At 66.3% G+C, this 19783-nt stretch carries 23 protein-coding genes; all 23 read left to right on the top strand.

The window, feature by feature from the left end; translation table 11 throughout:
- Positions 1 to 50 precede the first annotated feature (50 nt).
- Complete coding sequence (locus V8324_RS03065) at positions 51 to 1649, top strand: carboxyl transferase domain-containing protein (protein WP_336418449.1); 1599 nt, start codon at positions 51 to 53, stop codon at positions 1647 to 1649.
- 57 nt (positions 1650 to 1706) lie between these two features.
- A complete protein-coding gene (locus V8324_RS03060; RefSeq protein ID WP_336418448.1) occupies positions 1707 to 3644 on the top strand; it encodes an acetyl/propionyl/methylcrotonyl-CoA carboxylase subunit alpha in 1938 nt (645 codons plus the stop codon).
- Positions 3641 to 4300, top strand: a complete 660-nt coding sequence (locus V8324_RS03055; protein WP_336418447.1) for a glutathione S-transferase family protein — start codon at positions 3641 to 3643, stop codon at positions 4298 to 4300. The genes V8324_RS03060 and V8324_RS03055 overlap by 4 nt, the downstream gene beginning before the upstream one ends.
- The gene (locus V8324_RS03050; protein ID WP_336418446.1) at positions 4300 to 5166 is read left to right on the top strand and encodes a hydroxymethylglutaryl-CoA lyase; all 867 of its coding nucleotides are present in this window, start codon (positions 4300 to 4302) and stop codon (positions 5164 to 5166) included. The genes V8324_RS03055 and V8324_RS03050 overlap by 1 nt, the downstream gene beginning before the upstream one ends.
- A gap of 55 nt (positions 5167 to 5221) precedes the next feature.
- Positions 5222 to 6004 (top strand): crotonase/enoyl-CoA hydratase family protein, encoded by a 783-nt coding sequence (locus V8324_RS03045; RefSeq protein WP_336418445.1) that lies wholly within the window; start codon positions 5222 to 5224, stop codon positions 6002 to 6004.
- A gap of 177 nt (positions 6005 to 6181) precedes the next feature.
- A complete protein-coding gene (locus tag V8324_RS03040; RefSeq protein WP_336418444.1) occupies positions 6182 to 6547 on the top strand; it encodes an NADH-quinone oxidoreductase subunit A in 366 nt (121 codons plus the stop codon).
- The gene (locus tag V8324_RS03035) at positions 6538 to 7152 is read left to right on the top strand and encodes a NuoB/complex I 20 kDa subunit family protein (RefSeq protein WP_336418443.1); all 615 of its coding nucleotides are present in this window, start codon (positions 6538 to 6540) and stop codon (positions 7150 to 7152) included. Before V8324_RS03040 ends, V8324_RS03035 begins: the two co-directional genes overlap by 10 nt.
- A complete protein-coding gene (locus V8324_RS03030; RefSeq protein WP_336418442.1) occupies positions 7149 to 7754 on the top strand; it encodes an NADH-quinone oxidoreductase subunit C in 606 nt (201 codons plus the stop codon). Before V8324_RS03035 ends, V8324_RS03030 begins: the two co-directional genes overlap by 4 nt.
- On the top strand, positions 7754 to 7954 hold the full coding sequence (locus tag V8324_RS03025) for a hypothetical protein (RefSeq protein ID WP_336418441.1): 201 nt from the start codon (positions 7754 to 7756) through the stop codon (positions 7952 to 7954). The genes V8324_RS03030 and V8324_RS03025 overlap by 1 nt, the downstream gene beginning before the upstream one ends.
- On the top strand, positions 7954 to 8943 hold the full coding sequence (locus V8324_RS03020; RefSeq protein ID WP_336418440.1) for a sulfotransferase: 990 nt from the start codon (positions 7954 to 7956) through the stop codon (positions 8941 to 8943). The genes V8324_RS03025 and V8324_RS03020 overlap by 1 nt, the downstream gene beginning before the upstream one ends.
- Positions 8943 to 10160 carry an NADH-quinone oxidoreductase subunit D gene (locus V8324_RS03015; RefSeq protein WP_336418564.1) on the top strand — a complete coding sequence of 406 codons (1218 nt, stop codon included), beginning with the start codon at positions 8943 to 8945 and terminating at the stop codon, positions 10158 to 10160. Before V8324_RS03020 ends, V8324_RS03015 begins: the two co-directional genes overlap by 1 nt.
- Positions 10157 to 10465, top strand: a complete 309-nt coding sequence (locus V8324_RS03010) for a hypothetical protein (RefSeq protein ID WP_336418439.1) — start codon at positions 10157 to 10159, stop codon at positions 10463 to 10465. Before V8324_RS03015 ends, V8324_RS03010 begins: the two co-directional genes overlap by 4 nt.
- Positions 10466 to 11608, top strand: coding sequence for an NADH-quinone oxidoreductase subunit E (locus V8324_RS03005; RefSeq protein WP_336418438.1), 1143 nt, complete (start codon positions 10466 to 10468; stop codon positions 11606 to 11608).
- 76 nt (positions 11609 to 11684) lie between these two features.
- A complete protein-coding gene (locus tag V8324_RS03000) occupies positions 11685 to 12509 on the top strand; it encodes an NADH:ubiquinone oxidoreductase (RefSeq protein WP_336418437.1) in 825 nt (274 codons plus the stop codon).
- 12 nt (positions 12510 to 12521) lie between these two features.
- Positions 12522 to 12743: a DUF5337 domain-containing protein gene (locus V8324_RS02995; RefSeq protein WP_336418436.1), complete on the top strand. Its 222-nt coding sequence runs from the start codon at positions 12522 to 12524 to the stop codon at positions 12741 to 12743.
- 4 nt (positions 12744 to 12747) lie between these two features.
- Complete coding sequence (nuoF, locus tag V8324_RS02990) at positions 12748 to 14046, top strand: NADH-quinone oxidoreductase subunit NuoF (RefSeq protein ID WP_336418435.1); 1299 nt, start codon at positions 12748 to 12750, stop codon at positions 14044 to 14046.
- Complete coding sequence (locus V8324_RS02985; RefSeq protein WP_336418434.1) at positions 14043 to 14411, top strand: hypothetical protein; 369 nt, start codon at positions 14043 to 14045, stop codon at positions 14409 to 14411. Before nuoF ends, V8324_RS02985 begins: the two co-directional genes overlap by 4 nt.
- 120 nt (positions 14412 to 14531) lie before the next feature.
- A complete protein-coding gene (locus tag V8324_RS02980; RefSeq protein WP_336418433.1) occupies positions 14532 to 14933 on the top strand; it encodes a DUF5333 domain-containing protein in 402 nt (133 codons plus the stop codon).
- A gap of 6 nt (positions 14934 to 14939) precedes the next feature.
- Complete coding sequence (nuoG, locus tag V8324_RS02975) at positions 14940 to 16940, top strand: NADH-quinone oxidoreductase subunit NuoG (RefSeq protein ID WP_336418432.1); 2001 nt, start codon at positions 14940 to 14942, stop codon at positions 16938 to 16940.
- A gap of 173 nt (positions 16941 to 17113) precedes the next feature.
- The gene (gene nuoH, locus V8324_RS02970; protein ID WP_336418431.1) at positions 17114 to 18151 is read left to right on the top strand and encodes an NADH-quinone oxidoreductase subunit NuoH; all 1038 of its coding nucleotides are present in this window, start codon (positions 17114 to 17116) and stop codon (positions 18149 to 18151) included.
- Positions 18152 to 18154: 3 nt separating this feature from the next.
- Positions 18155 to 18649: an NADH-quinone oxidoreductase subunit NuoI gene (nuoI, locus tag V8324_RS02965; RefSeq protein WP_336418430.1), complete on the top strand. Its 495-nt coding sequence runs from the start codon at positions 18155 to 18157 to the stop codon at positions 18647 to 18649.
- Positions 18646 to 19059 carry a carboxymuconolactone decarboxylase family protein gene (locus V8324_RS02960; RefSeq protein WP_336418429.1) on the top strand — a complete coding sequence of 138 codons (414 nt, stop codon included), beginning with the start codon at positions 18646 to 18648 and terminating at the stop codon, positions 19057 to 19059. The genes nuoI and V8324_RS02960 overlap by 4 nt, the downstream gene beginning before the upstream one ends.
- A complete protein-coding gene (locus V8324_RS02955; RefSeq protein WP_336418428.1) occupies positions 19056 to 19661 on the top strand; it encodes an NADH-quinone oxidoreductase subunit J in 606 nt (201 codons plus the stop codon). Before V8324_RS02960 ends, V8324_RS02955 begins: the two co-directional genes overlap by 4 nt.
- Positions 19662 to 19783: the final 122 nt, after the last annotated feature.

Genomic DNA, 19783 nt, shown 5'->3' with positions numbered 1-19783 from the left:
ATTATTGCAACAGGCGGGATCGGTCCCGCCCCCGGGCCGGAGACTGTGTCATGCAACTGAAATCGGCGATCCTTCCCGGGTCGGAGGCGTTCAAGACCAACGAGGCGGGGCATCTCGCGGCCCTGCGAGAGGTCGAGGAGGTCGCCACGGCAGCCGCGGAAGGCGGCGGCAAGGCCGCGCGCGACAGGCACCGCGCGCGGGGCAAGATGCCCCCGCGCGAGCGGGTGGCCGGTCTGCTCGACCCCGGCAGCCCGTTTCTGGAAGTCGGGGCGACGGCGGCGCACGGGCTTTACGAGGGGGCTGCCCCCTGCGCCGGTGTGATCGCCGGTGTCGGCCGGGTCGAGGGGCGCGACTGCATGATCGTGTGCAACGACGCCACGGTGAAGGGCGGCACCTATTACCCGATGACCGTCAAGAAGCATCTGCGCGCGCAGGAGATCGCCGAAGAGTGTCATCTGCCCTGCATCTACCTTGTGGATTCGGGCGGCGCGAACCTGCCCAATCAGGACGAGGTCTTCCCCGACCGCGACCATTTCGGGCGGATCTTCTACAACCAGGCACGGATGAGCGCGAAGGGCATCGCGCAGATCGCCGTGGTGATGGGAAGCTGCACCGCCGGCGGCGCTTATGTCCCTGCGATGAGCGACGTGACGATCATCGTGCGGGACCAGGGCACGATCTTCCTCGCCGGCCCGCCGCTGGTCAAGGCCGCGACCGGCGAGGTGGTCACCGCCGAGGACCTGGGCGGCGGCGACGTGCATACGCGGCTGTCGGGCGTGGCCGATTACCTGGCCGAGGATGACGCGCATGCGTTGGCCCTGGCGAGGCGGGCGGTCGGCAACCTCGGGGCCGCGCCGACCCTCGACTGGGACACGCCGCGAGAGCCCGCCTATGACCCCGCGGAACTGCTGGGCGTGGTGCCGGCCGATCTGCGCACGCCCTACGACATCCGCGAGGTGATCGCGCGGCTGGTCGACGCGTCCTATTTCGACGAGTTCAAGGCGCGGTTCGGCGAGACGCTCGTGACCGGGTTCGCGCATCTAAAGGGCTGCCCGGTGGGCATCGTCGCCAATAACGGCGTGCTGTTGTCCGAGGCCGCCGCGAAGGGCGCGCATTTCATCGAGCTCTGTTCGCAGCGGCGCATCCCGCTGGTGTTCCTGCAGAACATCACCGGCTTCATGGTGGGGCGCAAATACGAGAACGAGGGCATCGCGCGGCACGGCGCCAAGATGGTGACCGCGGTGGCGACGACATCCGTGCCAAAGATCACCATGCTGGTGGGCGGCAGTTTCGGCGCCGGCAATTACGGCATGGCGGGGCGCGCGTATGGCCCGCGATTTCTTTGGACCTGGCCCAATTCACGGATCTCGGTGATGGGCGGGGCGCAGGCCGCGGGCGTGCTGGCCACCGTGCGGCGTGACGCGATGGAAAAGCGCGGCGAGGCGTGGTCTGTGGAGGATGAAGAGGCGTTCAAGCGGCCGACCGTGGAGATGTTCGAGCGCCAGTCGCATCCCCTGTATGCCAGTGCGCGGCTTTGGGATGACGGCATCGTCGATCCGCGCAAGAGCCGTGATGTGCTAAGTCTGAGCTTGCGCGCGGCGCTGAACGCGCCCGTGGAGGAGACGCGCTTTGGCGTCTTCCGGATGTGAGGATGGCTCCCGTGGGAGTGGAGTATTTTTGGAAAGATGAAGCCGGGGACGGGTCGGATGTTTGAGCGGATCCTTGTGGCCAATCGCGGCGAGATCGCGTGCCGCGTGATGCGAACGGCGCGGGCGCTGGGCGTCGAGGTGGTCGCGGTCCATTCCGATGCCGACCGGGATGCCGCGCATGTGGCGCTGGCCGACCGGGCGGTGCATATCGGCGGCTCTGCGCCGGCCGACAGCTACCTGTGCGGCGACCGGATCATCGCCGCGGCGCAGGAGACCGGGGCCGAGGCCATTCATCCCGGCTACGGGTTCCTGTCGGAAAACCCCGATTTCGTCGAGGCGGTCGAGGCGGCGGGGCTGGTGTTCATCGGTCCGTCGGCGGAGGCGATCCGCGCGATGGGGCTGAAGGATGCGGCCAAGCGGCTGATGCACGAGGCCGGCGTGCCGGTGGTGCCCGGCTATCACGGGGCCGACCAAGCGGACGCGGTGCTGGCCGCAGAGGCCGAGGCGATCGGCTATCCGGTGCTGATCAAGGCGGTCGCGGGCGGCGGCGGCAAGGGCATGCGGCTGGTCGAGCGGCCGGAAGGTTTCACCGAGGCGCTGGAGAGCGCGCGCAGCGAGGCGCGCGGGGCGTTCGGCAATGCGGATGTGCTGGTCGAGAAGTATATCCTCAAGCCGCGGCATATCGAGGTGCAGGTCTTTGGCGACGGCAGCCGTGCCGTGCATCTTTTCGAGCGCGACTGTTCGCTGCAGCGCCGCCATCAGAAGGTCATCGAGGAAGCCCCCGCGCCGGGCATGACGCCCGAGATGCGCGCCGCGATGGGCGATGCGGCGGTGCGCGCGGCGCAAGCCATCGGCTATGCCGGGGCGGGCACGGTGGAGTTCATCGTCGATGGCAGCGACGGCCTGCGCCCCGACGGGTTCTGGTTCATGGAGATGAACACGCGGCTGCAGGTCGAGCACCCGGTGACCGAGGCGATCACGGGCGTCGACCTGGTCGAGTGGCAGTTGCGCGTCGCCGCGGGCGAAGGGCTGCCCGCGCGGCAGGAGGGTCTGGCGATCACCGGTCACGCCTTCGAGGCGCGGCTTTATGCCGAGGACGTCCCGAAAGGCTTTCTGCCCGCCACAGGGCGGCTGTCGCACTTGGTCTTTCCGGCGGGCGTGCGCGCCGATAGCGGCGTGCGCGCGGGTGACGAGATCAGCCCGTTCTACGACCCGATGATCGCCAAGGTCATCACCCACGGCCCCTCGCGCGGGGTGGCGCTGCGGCGGTTGTCGCGGGCGCTGGAGGCGTGCGAGGTCGCGGGCACGGTCACCAACCTGGCCTTTCTGGGCGCGCTGGCACGGCATGCCGGCTTTGCCGCCGGCGACGTCGATACCGGGCTGATCGCGCGCGATATCGAGCACCTGGTGGTGGCGCCCGCGCCGGATGGGCGCACGGCCGCCACAGCCGCGCTGGCCGGGCTGGGCCTGCTGGACGACGCGCCGCCCGAGGCGGGGTTTGCCTTGTGGCAGCCGCTGGTGCGCGGGCTGCGTTTGGTCCATGCCGGCGAGGAGATCCCGCTGCGTCTGCGCACGCTGTCGGGCGATGCCCACGATATCGAGGTGGACGGCGTGACCGTCGCCGCGCGGCGGGTGGACGGGCAGTGGCGTCTGGACGGGCATCCGGCGCCGCGCACCGCCACCCGCGGCACCACGATCACCGTGTTCGCGCGATACGGGCTGAATTTCGAGCTGGTCGATCCGCTGGCCCGCGAGAGTGCCGCCGGGGGCGATCCCGCGCTGATCGAGGCGCCGATGCCCGGGCTGGTCAAGGCGGTGCAGGCGCGGGCCGGGCAGGCGGTGGCCAAGGGCGACAGGCTGGCCGTGCTGGAGGCGATGAAGATGGAGCACAGCCTGCTCGCCGCATGCGACGGCGTGGTGGCCGAGGTGCTGGTGCGCGAAGGCGACCAGGTCTCGGCCGGTGCGGCGCTGGTGCGACTGGAGGTGGAGACATGATCACGCTGCATCACGTGCCGCTGGCGCGCTCCTTCCGGGTGCTGTGGCTGATGGAAGAGCTGGGGCTCGACTTCGACATCCGCTATTATTCGATCCGCGACGGGTCGATGCGGACACCGGAGTTCCGGGCGCTGTCGCCTGCGGGCCGCGTGCCGGTGCTGGAGCATCACGGGGATGTCTGGTTTGAAAGCGCGGCGATCGTCCAGCTTCTGTGCGAGACCTATCCGCAGGCGCGGCTGGCACCCGCGCCGGGCGACGCGGATCGCGCGCGGTATCTCGAGATGCTGAGCTATTCCGAGACGGTGGGCTGCCTGCTGGAGAACCTCAACCTCAACCAGGTGTTCCTGCGCCCGCCGGCGACACCCTCGGCCGCGGTGATCAAGCTGCTGAACGCGCGGCTGCGCGCCGCGCTCGGCGCGATCGAGGCGCGGATCGACGGCGCGTATCTGCTGCCCTCGGGCTTTTCGGCGGCCGATATCATGTTCGGCTACAGTTTTGAACTAGCGCGCTATTACGTCGATCTGGCAGCCTATCCGCGGCTGATGACCTATCGGGACGGCTTGCGCGCGCGCCCCGCCTATGTCCGGGCCAAGGCGCGGGACGGCGCGCAGGATATCTACGCGCAGGACTTCTATCCCGTCCCGGAGGAGGGCTGATGGCGGGCCGTGTCGAGGTCTTCGAGGTCGGGCCCCGTGACGGGTTGCAGAACGAGGCGCGGGCGATTCCCGTCGCCGACAAGATCGCGCTGGTCGATGCCCTGAGCGGCGCGGGGTTTTCGCGCATCGAGGTGGCAAGTTTCGTCAGCCCGAAATGGGTGCCGCAGATGGCCGGATCGGGCGAGGTGCTGCGCGGGATCGCGCGTGCGCCGGGCGTTCGCTATGCCGCGCTGACGCCCAACATGCGCGGGTTCTCGGATGCGGTCGCGGCGGGTGCCGACGAGGTGGCGGTCTTCGCCTCGGCCTCGGAAGGGTTCTCGCGCGCCAATATCAACGCCACGATCGCCGAAAGCCTCGCGCGGTTCGCCCCGGTGCTCGAGGCGGCAAAGGCGCAGGGGATGCCGGTGCGCGGCTACGTCTCCTGCGTGGTCGAGTGCCCTTATGACGGGCCGGTGAACCCGGCCGAAGTGGCGCGCGTGGCGAAGGCGCTGTGGGACATGGGGTGCTACGAGATCAGCCTTGGCGACACCATCGGGCGCGCCACCCCGGAGGCGGTCGACGCGATGCTGGCCGCTGTCGCGGACGTGGTGCCGGTGGCGCGGCTGGCGGGGCATTTCCACGACACGGGCGGGCTTGCCTTGCAGAATATGGAGGCGTCTCTGGCGCGCGGCCTGCGCGTCTTCGATGCGGCCGTTGGCGGACTGGGCGGGTGCCCGTTCGCGCCCGGGGCGGCGGGCAACGTGGCGACCGAGGCGGTGCAGGCCCGGCTGACGGATCTGGGATACGAGACCGGGCTGGACGCGGGCGTGCTGGCGCGGGCGGCCGGGATGGCGCGACGGCTGCGCGGCGCGGGGCAAAAATCTTGAAAAGCTTTTTGACAAGTTTCTTTGGAAGAAGGCTGCAGGGCAGGGAGGTGACGGTGTGACGGGGACCATACGCATCGAGACCGACGCGCGCGGGGTCGCGACGCTGTGGCTCGACCGGGCCGACAAGCACAACGCGATGTCGGCGGCGATGATCGCCGAGTTGCATGCGGCGGCTGACAGCCTTGGCGCGGACGGGGCCTGCCGCGTGGTGGTGCTGGCCGCCGCCGGCAAGACCTTCTGCGCCGGCGGTGATCTGGGCTGGATGCGCGCGCAGTTCGCGGCGGATCCTGCGCAGCGCAAGGCCGAGGCCGCGACGCTGGCGCATATGCTGCGCGCGCTCAACGAGATCCCGAAGCCGCTGATCGGGCGCGTGCATGGCAATGTCTTCGGCGGCGGGATCGGGCTGCTGAGCGTCTGCGATGTCGCGATCGGCGCCGACGACGTGCAGATGGCGTTGACCGAGACGCGGCTGGGGCTGATCCCGGCGACAATCGGGCCTTACGTCGCGGCGCGCATGGGCGAGGCGCGGGCGCGCCGGGTCTTCATGTCCGGGCGGCGGTTCGACGCGGCCGAGGCGGTGGAGCTGGGCCTGTTGGCCCGCGCGGTGCCGCAAGCCGATCTCGACGTGGCGGTCGAGGCCGAGGTCGCGCCCTACCTGGACTGCGCGCCCGGGGCCGTGGCCCGGGCCAAGGCACAGCTGCGCAGTCTTGGCCCGCGCATCGACGACGACGTGATCGCGGATAGCATCGACGCGCTGGCCGCGTGCTGGGCGGGCGACGAGGCCGCGACGGGCATCGCCGCGTTCTTCGACCGCCGCACGCCGCCCTGGCGCAGTTGAGAGAGGGGGCGCAGGCGCGCCGTCCGGCGTGGGATCGAGGGTTCGGTAATCGTATGCAATCGCATGCTGCACACCCGTTCGCGGGCACGCTCGGTTGACCCCGTGACGGCCTGAGGCTACATCAATGACGTAGCAGCCAACTTGATGCGCGCCGCCGCGTATGAAAGGAGCCACATCGTGGAAGAGATGCTGAGGGAATACCTCCCCATCCTGATATTGCTGGCCATAGCGATCGGTCTGGGCCTCGTTCTGGTCCTCGCTGCCGTGGTGCTGGCCGTGCGGCACCCCGATCCCGAAAAGGTCAGCGCCTATGAATGCGGCTTCAACGCGTTCGATGATGCCCGCATGAAATTCGACGTCCGGTTCTACCTGGTGTCGATCCTGTTCATCATCTTCGATCTGGAAATCGCGATGCTGTTCCCGTGGGCCGTGGCCTTTCAGGACGTGAGCATGGCGGCCTTCTGGTCGATGATGGTTTTCCTGGCGGTGCTGACGGCCGGCTTTGCCTATGAATGGCGCAAAGGAGCGATGGAATGGGAATGAACGACAAGGACGACGCGTTCGTGACCGATACCCAAGGTCAGCCCGGGCAAAGCCCGCGTGTGAAATCGGGTCCGTCCAGCCTTGCCCCGGTGGAAAGCCCGGGCAGGGAATTCGACCCGGCGACGCAGTCGCTGAATACCGAGTTGCAGGACAAGGGGTTCCTGCTGACCTCGACCGAGGACATCATCAACTGGGCGCGCACCGGCAGCCTGCATTGGATGACTTTCGGGCTGGCCTGCTGCGCGGTCGAGATGATGCACACCTCGATGCCGCGCTACGATGCCGAGCGCTTTGGTGTGGCGCCGCGTGCCAGCCCGCGGCAATCCGACCTGATGATCGTGGCCGGCACGCTGACCAACAAGATGGCGCCGGCGCTGCGCAAGGTCTACGACCAGATGCCAGAGCCGCGCTACGTGATCTCGATGGGGTCCTGCGCCAATGGCGGCGGGTACTACCATTACAGCTACTCGGTGGTGCGCGGCTGTGACCGGGTGATCCCGGTCGATATCTACGTGCCCGGCTGCCCGCCGACCGCCGAGGCGCTGCTTTACGGGATCCTGCAATTGCAGCGCAAGATCCGCAGAACGGGGACGATGGTGCGATGAGCAAGGCATTGAAGGAGCTTGGCAGCCATATCGAGACGCGGCGCAGCGATTGCGTCCTGGGCTGGTCGATCGCGCGCGGCGAGTTGACCGTCGACGTGGCATTGCCGAACATCGCCGGGCTGACGGAATTCCTTAAGGTCGATCCGACCTGCGCGTTCTCGACACTGATCGACATCACCGCGGTCGATCACCCCGAACGCCCCAAGCGCTTCGACGTGGTCTACCATTTGCTGAGCATGTACCAGAACCACCGCATCCGCCTGCGGGTCGCGGCGCGCGAAGAGGACATGGTGCCGTCGATCACCGAGGTCTATCCCGCCGCCAACTGGTTCGAGCGCGAGGTGTTCGACATGTTCGGCCTGCTCTTTTCGGGCCATCCCGACCTGCGCCGGATCCTGACCGATTATGGCTTTCGCGGGCATCCGCTGCGCAAGGATTTCCCGACCACGGGCTACACGGAAGTGCGCTATGACGAGACCCGCAAGCGCGTCGTCTACGAGCCGGTGAAGCTGGTGCAGGAATACCGGCAATTCGATTTCATGTCGCCATGGGAAGGCGCGGATTACGTGCTGCCCGGCGACGAGAAAGAGGAGGCGAAATGATGGGTGGTCCGGGAATGGGCGGCGGTGGCATCATATTGATGCTGGTCTTTGCCGCCCTGATGATCGTCCCGCTCTGGCGGCTGTTGCCGCAGTTTCGCATCCCGAGCTGGGTGTCCCTGCTGGCGATCATCCCGTTCGGCGTGATCGTGCTGCTGTGGGTCATGGCATTCCGCGACAAGCTTGACGGCGGACGGTCGTGATGGCGGTCACGGTTCGCGAAGCCGGTGCGACTAGCGAAAACTTCGCGGCGTCCACGGCTGGAGCGGCAAGCAAAGCCATGCCGGACCCGCGCTTCGCGCGTCCGGACTGTCTTTTTTTCGGCATCGGATCCGAAAAGTGTGGAACCAGTTGGCTTAATCAGTTCCTTTCGGGTCATCCGGAGGTGCATGTTCCACGCTACCAGAAGGAGCTGCATTACTGGAGCAGTGGGCATCGCGGGAAAAAGATCCCATGGTTGCTTGAAAAACAGATGCCCCGTGGGCCTGTCATGTCCTTTTGGGGTTCAGTATTGCGACCGGGTCGAAACCTGAGACGTTTTCGAAGAAATCTGTTCCTTCAAAAATGGTGGAAGGCATTCACGGTGCCGTCGCCCACTCATTCGATCTACTGTGATGTGCTTTTTACAGGGTATCGGAAAGAGAAAGTCGCCGGAGAAATCACGCCTGCCTATGCGAGGTGCACGGCGGGAACCTTCGCCGAAATGGCCGCGTTGGCCCCCGATGTCCGCTTCATCTTCATCATGCGCGATCCGGTGGCGCGGCTGTGGTCCGGTTGCAGGCATCGTCTGCGTATTGAACTTGGTCAGCAGAACACGACAACGCAGGCAGTGAGTGATCGGGTGCTTTCAAGTCTGGCAGAGTCCGAGACGGGCCCATTGCGTCTTTCAAGTTACAACCGCACGATCCAGACGCTTGAAAGTGTGGTCGCGGCTGAACGAATTGCCTACTTTTTCTACGAAACCTTGTTTCAACAGTCTGAAATCGAAAGACTTTGTGCGTTCCTGGATGTCGAAAGCCCTGCCGCGATCGATAAGGCAGTGCATGTCGGGGCTGACGCATCCGGAGAAATGCCGCCCGAGGTTGCGCGGAAGGCCAGAGAGGCGTTGGCGCCGACTAATGACTTTTGCAGGGCGAAATTCGGTACGCTGCCGCCGGAATGGCAGGACAAGACGGTAGTGGGAGACGCATGATGGACGGATCCAAGTTCGAAGACACCCTCACGGGTGAGCAGAAAATCCGCAACTTCAACATCAACTTCGGGCCGCAACACCCTGCGGCGCACGGGGTTTTGCGCTTGGTGCTGGAGCTTGACGGCGAGATCGTGAAGCGCTGCGATCCGCATATCGGCCTGCTGCATCGCGGCACCGAGAAGCTGATGGAAAGCCGCACCTACCTGCAGAACCTGCCCTATCTCGACCGGCTGGATTACGTCGCGCCAATGAACCAGGAACATGCGTGGTGTCTGGCGGTCGAGCGGCTGACAGGCGTCGAGGTGCCGCGGCGCGCGAGCCTGATCCGGGTGCTTTATTCCGAGATCGGGCGCATCCTGTCGCACCTGCTGAACGTCACGACGCAGGCGATGGACGTGGGCGCGCTGACCCCGCCGCTCTGGGGGTTCGAGGAGCGCGAGAAGCTGATGATCTTTTACGAGCGGGCCTGCGGGGCGCGGCTGCACGCCGCGTATTTCCGGCCCGGCGGGGTGCATCAGGATCTGCCGCCCGAGCTGCTCGACGATATCGAGGAATGGTCGCGCGAGTTCCCCAAGGTGATCGACGACATCGACGGGCTGCTGACCGAAAGCCGTGTGTTCAAGCAGCGCAACGCCGATATCGGCGTGGTCACCAAGCAGGAGGCGCTCGACTGGGGGTTCAGCGGCGTGATGGTCCGCGGATCGGGCATGGCGTGGGATCTGCGCCGCGCGCAGCCCTATGAATGCTACGACGAGTTCGACTTCCTGGTGCCGATCGGCAAGAACGGCGACTGCTACGACCGCTACCTGTTGCGGATGGAAGAGATGCGGCAATCGGTGCGCATCATCCAGCAGGCGATCGAGAAGCTGCGCGCGCCCGAGGGGCAGGGCGACATCCTGACCCGCGGCAAGATCACCCCGCCGCAGCGGGGCGAGATGAAGACCTCGATGGAGGCCTTGATCCACCATTTCAAGCTATACACCGAAGGGTTCCACGTGCCGGCGGGCGAGGTCTATGCCGCGGTCGAGGCCCCCAAGGGCGAGTTCGGGGTCTACATGGTGGCCGATGGCACCAACCGGCCCTACCGAGTCAAGCTGCGTGCGCCGGGATACCTACACCTGCAGGCGATGGATCATGTCGCAAGCGGGCATCAGCTGGCCGACGTCGCCGCGATCATCGGCACGATGGATGTCGTCTTCGGGGAGATCGACCGGTGAATGCATGTGTTTTCGCGGGCAGGTTTGTCCTTCGCCCGGCCTTGGGGCTTGGCGCGCTTGGGCTGATCGCCGCCTGTACGATGATCCCCGAGAGTGTCGAGGAACAGGATATCGCGCGCTATGACGCCGCGGTTGCAAGCCTCGGCTGTACCCTCGTGACCGAGTCCGACTACATGGCGGCAGGTCTTCAGACCGGGCTGTCGCGGGCGCAGTTGATGGATATCACCGCCTACAAGCTGTCCTCGGACGGGGCCGTGAGGCTGCCCGCCGGGGGTGTCGAGTTGACCACAGGAGCCTGTGCCTAGATGCTACGCCGCCTTTACCACGAGCAACCCGACAGCTTCGAGTTCACCGAGGCCAATCAGGCCTGGGCCGAGGGGGAAATCAGCAAGTATCCCGAGGGGCGTCAGGCCAGCGCGGTGATCGCGCTGATGTGGCGCGCGCAGGAGCAGGAAGGCTGGCTGACCCGCCCGGCGATAGAGCATGTGGCCGCGATGCTGGACATGGATTACATCCGCGCGCTCGAGGTCGCGACCTTCTATTTCATGTTCCAGCTGCATCCCGTCGGCCGGATCGCGCATTTCCAGATCTGCGGGACCACGCCCTGCATGCTGTGCGGGTCCGAGGACCTGATCGCGGTCTGCGAGGAAAAGATCGCCAAGAAGCCGTATGCGCTGTCGCCGGACGGCAAGTTCAGCTGGGAAGAGGTGGAATGCCTCGGCGCCTGCGCGAACGCGCCGATGGCGCAGGTGGGCAAGGATTACTACGAGGATCTGACGCCCGAGGGCTTCGCCGCGCTGATCGACGATCTCGCCGCCGGCAAGGTGCCGACGCCCGGATCGAAGGTGGGCCGCTATGCGTCCGAGCCGAAATCCGGGCTGACCAGCCTGACCGCGTTCGAGGCCGACCGCCCGGCCCATAATGCCAGCGTGGCGCGCGCCCTCGATCTCGGCGACACGATCCGCCGCATCGACGGCACCGAGGTGGCGCTGAACACGCCGTGGCGCGACAAGGGCGCCGGGCACGATCCCGCCGCGCCCGAGGTCAAGACCAACGAAACGCCGGTCGATGTCGTCACGCGCGACGCGCTGGAGACGGTGGCCGCGCTGGTGCGCGGCGCGGCGACCGACAGCACGAGCGCACCGGGCCATTCCGCCCCTGCGACGGATGCGGCGCCGGCGAAGGATGACGAGGCCGCGCCGGGCACGAAACCCGCGATGCTCGACGCGCCGCGTGGCGGGCAGTCGGATGACCTCAAGGAGATCAAGGGGATCGGCCCCAAGCTGGAGGATGCGCTGAACGCGGCCGGCATCCATCACTTCGATCAGGTGGCGCACTGGACGGCGGACGAGGTCAGATGGGTCGACCGCAATATCGACGGCGTCAACGGACGGGCCAGCCGGAACGACTGGGTCGCGCAGGCGAAACGGCTGATGAATGGCAAATAGACAGAGTGGCCGTGCCCGTGGCAGACTGTCGGCGCTGCGCCGTCGCGCGGCGTGATCAACAGAGAGGGGATTTGTCATGTCGGATACGTCGAAACGGAGCACCTGCCAAGCGGTGTGCTGGGGGCTGGCCGCGCTGACGGGGCTGATGGTTCTGCTGGACTCGACCGAGTCGCTGGGGCTGATAGCCGCAGTCATGCTGGGTGCCGCTGTGGCGGTGGTCCTCGGCTTTGCATTCCGGTGGCTTGTCTGCACCGATTATCCGCGCGAGGATAGCGGCATCACCGGGGGCACCGTCGTGCAGGCGCTGCGCAACCTCACCGGGATCACCGGCTACAAGGCCCCGCCGGACCAGGCCGGCGCCATGGAACTGGCGATGGGCGGAGCACCCAAGCGCGCCCCGGCCGCCGAAACGCCCGCCGCGAAGGCGGCTGACAAGCCTGCCGCGAAGGCGGCCGAAAAGCCCACGGCCGCACCCGCCAATGGCGACGCCGCGGCGGTGAAATCCGGCACGGTGCTGAGCGGCGAGCAGGAACTGGCCGAGCGCAAGGGCGAATGGCACTACGAGGGCGCGGCCGGGACCGGGCAGGGCAATGGCAGCGTGGACACGTCGGTCGGCCTGCGCCCCGCCGGGCTGAGTGCGCCCAAGGGTGGACAGGCCGACGATCTGAAACAGATCAAGGGCGTGGGGCCGAAGCTGGAACAGCTATGCCACGATTTCGGCTTCTACCATTTCGACCAGATCGCGGCCTGGGGGCCCGACGAGGTCGCATGGGTCGACGAGAACCTCGTAGGCTTCAAGGGCCGGGTCAGCCGCGACAACTGGGTCGAGCAGGCCAAGGTCCTTGCCGCCGGCGGCGAGACCGAATTTTCCAAGCGTGTCGACGATGGCGACGTGTACTGACGAAGACGGATCATGGCGGACAGGACGGCAGAGACAGCACGCAAGGGTCGCCGCGCCGCGCTGGTGATCGCCGGCACCGGGGTGTTCTGGGTTCTGGCGACGTTCATCGGCGGCGAGTTGGAGCTAAGTCAGCGCGTGCGTGCGCTGTTCGACCTGATGGCGCTGGCGGGGTTCACCTGGGCCCTTGTCCTGATCTACCAAATCTGGCGCGCGCGCCAGAGCAATCAGAGGTAACGAGATGCTGAAAGACGAAGATCGGATCTTCACCAATCTCTACGGGATGCATGATCGCAGCCTCAAGGGGGCGATGGCGCGCGGTCACTGGGATGGCACGGCGAAGATCCTGCAGAACGGCCGGACGTGGATCGTCGACCAGATGAAGGCGAGCGGCCTGCGCGGCCGCGGCGGTGCGGGCTTTCCCACCGGCCTGAAATGGTCGTTCATGCCCAAGGAAAGCGACGGCCGCCCCGCCTATCTCGTGGTCAATGCCGACGAATCCGAGCCGGGCACCTGCAAGGATCGCGAGATCATGCGCCATGATCCGCACACGCTGCTGGAAGGTTGTCTGGTGGCAAGCTTCGCGATGAATGCGCATGTCTGCTTCATTTACATCCGCGGCGAATATATCCGCGAGAAGGAAGCGCTGCAGGTGGCCATCGACGAGGCCTACGATGCGGGGCTGATCGGACGCAATGCCTGCGGGTCCGGCTGGGATTTCGACATCTACCTCACCCACGGCGCCGGGGCCTATATCTGCGGCGAGGAAACGGCGCTTCTGGAAAGCCTTGAAGGCAAGAAGGGCATGCCGCGGATGAAGCCGCCCTTCCCGGCGATGGCCGGGGTTTACGGCTGTCCGACGACGGTGAACAACGTCGAATCCATCGCCGTCGCCCCGACAATCCTGCGGCGCGGGCCGGAATGGTTTTCCAGCTTCGGCCGGGCCAACAATGCCGGGACCAAGATCTTCGCGGTCTCGGGTCATGTCAACAACCCCTGCGTGGTCGAGGAGGCGATGTCGATCTCGTTCGAGGAACTGATCGACAAGCATTGCGGCGGCGTGCGCGGCGGCATGAAGAACCTCAAGGCGGTGATCCCCGGAGGTGCGTCTGTCCCATGCGTGCGCGGCGAGAACATGCGCGACGCGATCCTCGATTTCGACTACCTGCAGAAGGAGCTGCGCTCGGGCCTCGGGACGGCGGCGGTGATCGTGATGGACCAGTCCACCGATGTCATCAAGGCGATCTGGCGGCTGTCGAAATTCTACAAGCACGAGTCGTGCGGCCAGTGCACGCCCTGCCGCGAGGGCACCGGCTGGATGATGCGGGTGATGGACCGGCTGGTGCGTGGCGAGGCCGAGGTCGAGGAGATCGACATGCTGTTCGACGTGACCAAGCAGGTCGAGGGACACACGATCTGCGCGCTCGGCGATGCGGCGGCGTGGCCGGTGCAGGGGCTGATCCGGAACTTCCGCGACGAGATCGAGGACCGGATCAAGCACAAGCGTGCCGGGCGTGTCAGCGCGGTGGCGGCGGAATGACGACAGTGGCACACCGGACATCCCGCGCCGGCCTCAAGCGCGTTTGCAGCGCCCTGGGCGTGATGCTGCTGCTGGCCGGCTGCGGCGACCGCGCGGAGCGGGTGATGTTCGGTGGCAATTACTACCCGGCGAAAAGCAGCGGCGACAGTCAGGATCGCCGCGTCTTCACCGCGTCGGTGTCGAGGGCGTCGAACGGCATGGCCGGGGCGCAGCAGGCCGCGCTGCACGAGGCGACGCGGTACTGCCTGCAGAATTTCGGCACGTCGGATATCGACTGGTCCGGCGTGCCAGAGGGCGCGCAGGGGCCGGCCTATGCCCGCGCCGGGAATCGCGTTTCTGTCACCGGGCGCTGCGTGATATGGTAACGGTAGCCACCATGTCGCAGGGGCACGGCCATTGCATGACAGGCCCTGTCTGCCCCATCTGTGCAAGGGTGGGCCGCGAGGTCGCGCGGCAGGGGACACGGATCTGAAAGGACGGAAGAGATGCGTCTCTTGATGGCTTTCCTTGTGGTCGCGGCGACGGCGACGGTCGCGGATGCGCGGGCGCAGACGCTGGCCGAGGAAGACGATATCAACGCGGGGCTCTTCAACGTCGCCGTGGCGCAGAAGATCCGCAAGCAATGCGACGAGATCACGCCGCGATACTTCACTGCCCTGGGGTATCTGCAGGCGCTGAAGACCATGGCGCTGCAGCGCGGCTATTCCGAGGCCGAGATCGACCGCTACATCAATGACGACGCCGAGAAGGACAGGATGGACGCGCGGCGCAACGCCTATATCAGGGCCAGCGGCGCGGAACCCAATGACGCGGCCAGCATGTGCCGGCTCGGGCGGCAGGAAATCGCCCGGCAAAGCCAGATCGGCCAACTTCTGAAAGCAAGGTAGATAGAGATGTCCGACCCACGCAAGATCATCATCGACGGCCAGGAAGTCGAGGTAGAGGGCACCATGACCCTGATTCAGGCCTGCGAGCAGGTCGGGGTCGAGATCCCGCGCTTTTGCTACCACGAGCGCCTGTCGATCGCCGGCAACTGCCGGATGTGCCTCGTCGAGGTGCAGCCCGGGCCGCCGAAACCGGCGGCAAGCTGCGCGATGCAGGTCAAGGACATGCGCCCCTTCCCCGATGGCAGCCTGCCGCAGGTCAAGACCAACAGCCCGATGGTCAAGAAGGCCCGCGAGGGCGTGATGGAGTTCCTGCTGATCAACCATCCGCTGGATTGCCCGATCTGCGACCAGGGCGGCGAATGCGACCTGCAGGATCAGGCGATGGCCTATGGCGTGGATTTCAGCCGCTACCGCGAACCCAAGCGCGCGAGCGAGGATCTCGATCTCGGGCCGCTGATCGAGACGCACATGACCCGCTGCATTTCGTGCACCCGCTGCGTTCGCTTCACCTCGGAGGTGGCGGGCGTCAACGTGATGGGACAGACGGGGCGCGGCGAGGATGCCGAGATCACCACCTATCTGGGCGAGTTGATCCAGTCGAACCTGTCGGGCAATATCATCGACCTGTGCCCGGTGGGCGCGCTGGTCAGCAAGCCCTATGCCTTCACCGCGCGGCCCTGGGAGCTGACCAAGACCGAATCCATCGACGTGATGGATGCGCTCGGGTCGTCGATCCGCGTCGATTGCAAGGGGCGCGAAGTGATGCGCTTCCTGCCGCGCAACCATGACGGCACCAACGAGGAATGGATTTCCGACAAGACGCGCTTCGTCTGGGACGGGCTGCGCCGCCAGCGGCTCGACCGGCCGTTCGTGCGCGAGAACGGCAAGCTGCGCGCGGCGACATGGCCCGAGGCACTGGCCAAGGCGGCCGAGGCGATCAAGGGCGCGAAAAAGCCGGTCGGTCTGGTTGGTGACCTGGCCCCGGCCGAGGCGGCTTATGCGCTGAAAGGCCTGATCGAGGGGCAGGGCGGCACGGTCGAATGCCGCACCGACAAGGCGCGGCTGCCGGTGGGCAATCGCAGCGCCTATGTCGGCAATGTCGCGGTGGAAGAGCTTGATACCGCGAAGAATTTCGTGCTGATCGGCACAGATCCGAGTGTCGAGGCACCGGTTTTGAACGCGCGGATCCGCAAGGCGTGGATCCAAGGCGCCGAGGTGACGGTGGTGGGCCCCAATGTGGACCTGACATATGACTACACCCATGCCGGCCCGGACCGCGCCGCGCTCGAAGGGCTCAACGTGCCCGAAGACACCATCGTGATCGTCGGGCAGGGCGCGCTGCAGGAGGCCGATGGCGAGGCCGTGCTGGCCGCGGCACAGGCGCTGTCGGGCCGGATGCTGGTGCTGCACACGGCGGCATCGCGCGTCGGCGCGATGGATGTCGGCGCGGTGACCGAGGGCGGGATCGACGCGGCCATGAAGGGCGCCGACGTGATCTACAACCTCGGCGCGGACGAGATCGAGATCGCCCGCGACGATTCAGGGGGCCCCCTGGTGATCTACCAGGGCAGCCACGGTGACCGCGGCGCGCATCGTGCCGACGTGATCCTGCCGGGTGCGGCCTATACCGAGGAGCAGGGCCTCTTCGTCAATACCGAGGGCCGGCCGCAGCTTGCCTTGCGCGCCGGGCATCCGCCGGGCGAGGCCAAGGAGAACTGGGCGATCCTGCGCGCGCTGTCGGGCGAGATGGGCGCGGTACTGCCCTATGACAGCATGGCGCAGCTGCGTCAGGCGCTGGTCAAGGACGCCCCGCAGCTGGCGAAGATCGACCAGGTGCCGGAAAACGACTGGCAGCCATTGCCGAAAGCGGCGCTTGGCAAGGGCGATTTCCGGTTGGCGATCAAGGACTTCTACCTGTCCAACCCGATCGCGCGCGCCAGCGAACTGATGGCCGAACTGAGTGCCAATGCCAAGGCCCGCGAGAGCCAGCCGATGGCGGCGGAGTGACGTCCGCGGTCCCGCGCGAGGCCGCGAATTTGCACGAAGGGCGCCGCGAAGGGTGGCCTTCGGTGCTTCGATACGGTTAAGAAGGAGGCGGCATGCGTGCCGCGCGCCCCTGCCGATGACAGTGCCGCGGCCACAGCGGCCGGAGACCCGATGACCGAAGGTGCGAGGACCTGATGGCTGAATTCTTTACGACCCCGCTCGGGACCATGGTGATCGTCGTCGCGCAATGCCTCACGGTCGTGGGTTTCGTGATGATCTCGCTGCTGTTTCTGGTCTATGGCGATCGCAAGGTCTGGGCGGCGGTGCAGATGCGGCGCGGCCCGAACGTGGTCGGCCCGTGGGGGCTGCTGCAGACCGTCGCGGATGCGTTGAAATACGTGATGAAAGAGGTCGTCGTGCCCGCCGGGGCCGACAAGACGGTGTTCATCATGGCGCCGCTGACCAGCTTCGTGCTGGCGGTGCTCGCCTGGGCGGTGATCCCGCTCAACGAGGGTTGGGTGTTGTCGGACATCAACGTCGCGGTGCTGTTCGTCTTCGCGGTCTCGTCGCTCGAGGTCTACGGCGTGATCATGGGCGGCTGGGCGTCGAACTCCAAGTATCCGTTCCTCGGCAGCCTGCGATCGGCGGCGCAGATGATCTCCTACGAAGTCAGCATCGGACTGATCATCATCGGGGTGATCATCTCGACCGGCTCGCTGAATTTCGGCAACATCGTCGCGGCGCAGGACACCAATTTCGGGTTCTTCGGCTGGTACTGGCTGCCGCACCTGCCGATGGTGTTCCTGTTCTTCATCAGCGCGCTGGCCGAGACCAACCGCCCGCCCTTCGATCTGCCCGAGGCCGAGTCGGAACTGGTGGCCGGGTACCAGGTCGAATACACGTCGACGCCGTTCCTGCTGTTCATGGCCGGCGAATACATCGCGATGTTCCTGATGTGCGCGCTGATGTCGCTGATGTTCTTCGGCGGCTGGCTGTCGCCCATTCCGGGGCTGCCCGACGGGGTGCTCTGGATGGTCGGGAAGATGGCGTTCTTCTTCTTCCTCTTCGCGATGGTTAAGGCGATCACGCCGCGCTACCGCTACGACCAGCTGATGCGGATCGGCTGGAAGGTGTTCCTGCCGCTGTCGCTGGCCTGGGTTGTGATCGTGGCGTTTCTTGCGAAATTCGAAGTGTTCGGCGGGTTCTGGGCCCGCTGGGCGATAGGAGGCTGACCAATGACGCAGATCGATTACGGACGCGCGGCCGGGTACTTCCTGCTCAGCGACTTCCTGAAAGGCTTCAGGCTGGGCTTCAAGTACTTCTTCGCGCCGAAGGCCACGCTGAACTACCCGCACGAGAAGGGCCCGCTATCGCCGCGGTTCCGCGGCGAGCACGCGCTGCGCCGCTATCCCAACGGCGAGGAACGCTGCATCGCCTGCAAGCTGTGCGAGGCGGTGTGTCCCGCGCAGGCGATCACCATCGACGCCGAGCCGCGCGATGACGGGTCGCGCCGCACCACGCGCTACGACATCGACATGACGAAATGCATCTATTGCGGCTTCTGCCAGGAGGCGTGCCCGGTGGATGCCATCGTCGAGGGCCCGAATTTCGAGTTCGCCACCGAGACCCGCGAGGAGCTGTTCTACGACAAGGCCAAGCTGCTGGCCAACGGCGACCGCTGGGAGGCAGAGATCGCCCGCAACCTCGAGATGGATGCCCCCTACAGATGAGCGATCCGACAAACCCCTTCGAGATGATGATGCGCCAAGCGCAGGAAATGGCCAAGGCGATGAACCCGGCGATGGAGGCGTTCTCGCCCCGTGGGTTCGAGGCGCTGTGGCCGACGATGCCAAAGGAGTTCATGGAAATGAGCTTTGGCCGCGGCATGAGCAAGGAGGGGCTCGACGCCAAGACGCGGCTGTTGATCACGCTGGCGGGGTTGACGATGCTGGGCGCGCAGAACGATACCCAGATCCGGCTGACCGTGCGCCATGCCCTCGAGGCCGGGGCGACGCGCGACGAGATCGCCGAGACCATCGCGCATATGGCGATGTTCGCCGGCATCCCGTCGATGACCCGCTCCATGGAAACCGCGCGCGAGGTGCTGGACGACACGGGCGAGAAAGGATCGGAGACATGATTTCGGCAGTTTCGTTCTATCTCTTTTCGGTCTCGCTTCTGACCGGCGGCCTGCTGACCGTTGTCAGCCGGAACCCGGTGCATTCGGTGCTGTGGCTGATCCTGACCTTCATCAGCGCGGCGGGGCTGTTCGTGCTGCTGGGGGCGGAATTCGTGGCGATGCTGCTGATCATCGTCTATGTCGGCGCTGTCGCGGTGCTGTTTTTGTTCGTGGTGATGATGCTCGACGTGGATTTCGCGGCGCTGAAGGCCGAGATGGCGCGCTATATGCCGCTGGCGCTGCTGATCGGGGTGATCCTGCTGATGCAGTTCGGTATTGCTTTCGGCAACTGGACCGCCGCCGACGGCGCCGAGGCCGCGCGCCGGTCGGTGACGCCGACGGACATGGAGAACACCGCCGCCCTCGGGATGCTGCTTTACGACACCTATTTCATCCTCTTCCAGCTGGCCGGGCTGATCCTGCTGGTGGCGATGATCGGGGCCATCGTGCTGACCCTGAGGCACCGCACGGACATCAAGCGGCAGGACGTGCTGGCGCAGATGTACCGCGACCCGGCCAAGGCGATGGAGTTGAAGGACGTCAAGCCGGGGCAGGGGCTTTAGACCCCGCCCGGGGCCTCTGGGGGAAAATCCGGGGCAGGCCCGGGATGATGACGGTAACAGGGGTTCCGGCAACGTCCGGGACCACGCGAAGACGACAATCGGGCACGGCCCGGAGGGACAGA

Source organism: Roseovarius sp. D22-M7 (genome assembly GCF_037083785.1).
Lineage (GTDB): Bacteria > Pseudomonadota > Alphaproteobacteria > Rhodobacterales > Rhodobacteraceae > Roseovarius.
The sequence above is the reverse complement of the archived record's forward strand: the minus strand, read 5'-3'. Positions and strand labels throughout refer to the sequence as shown.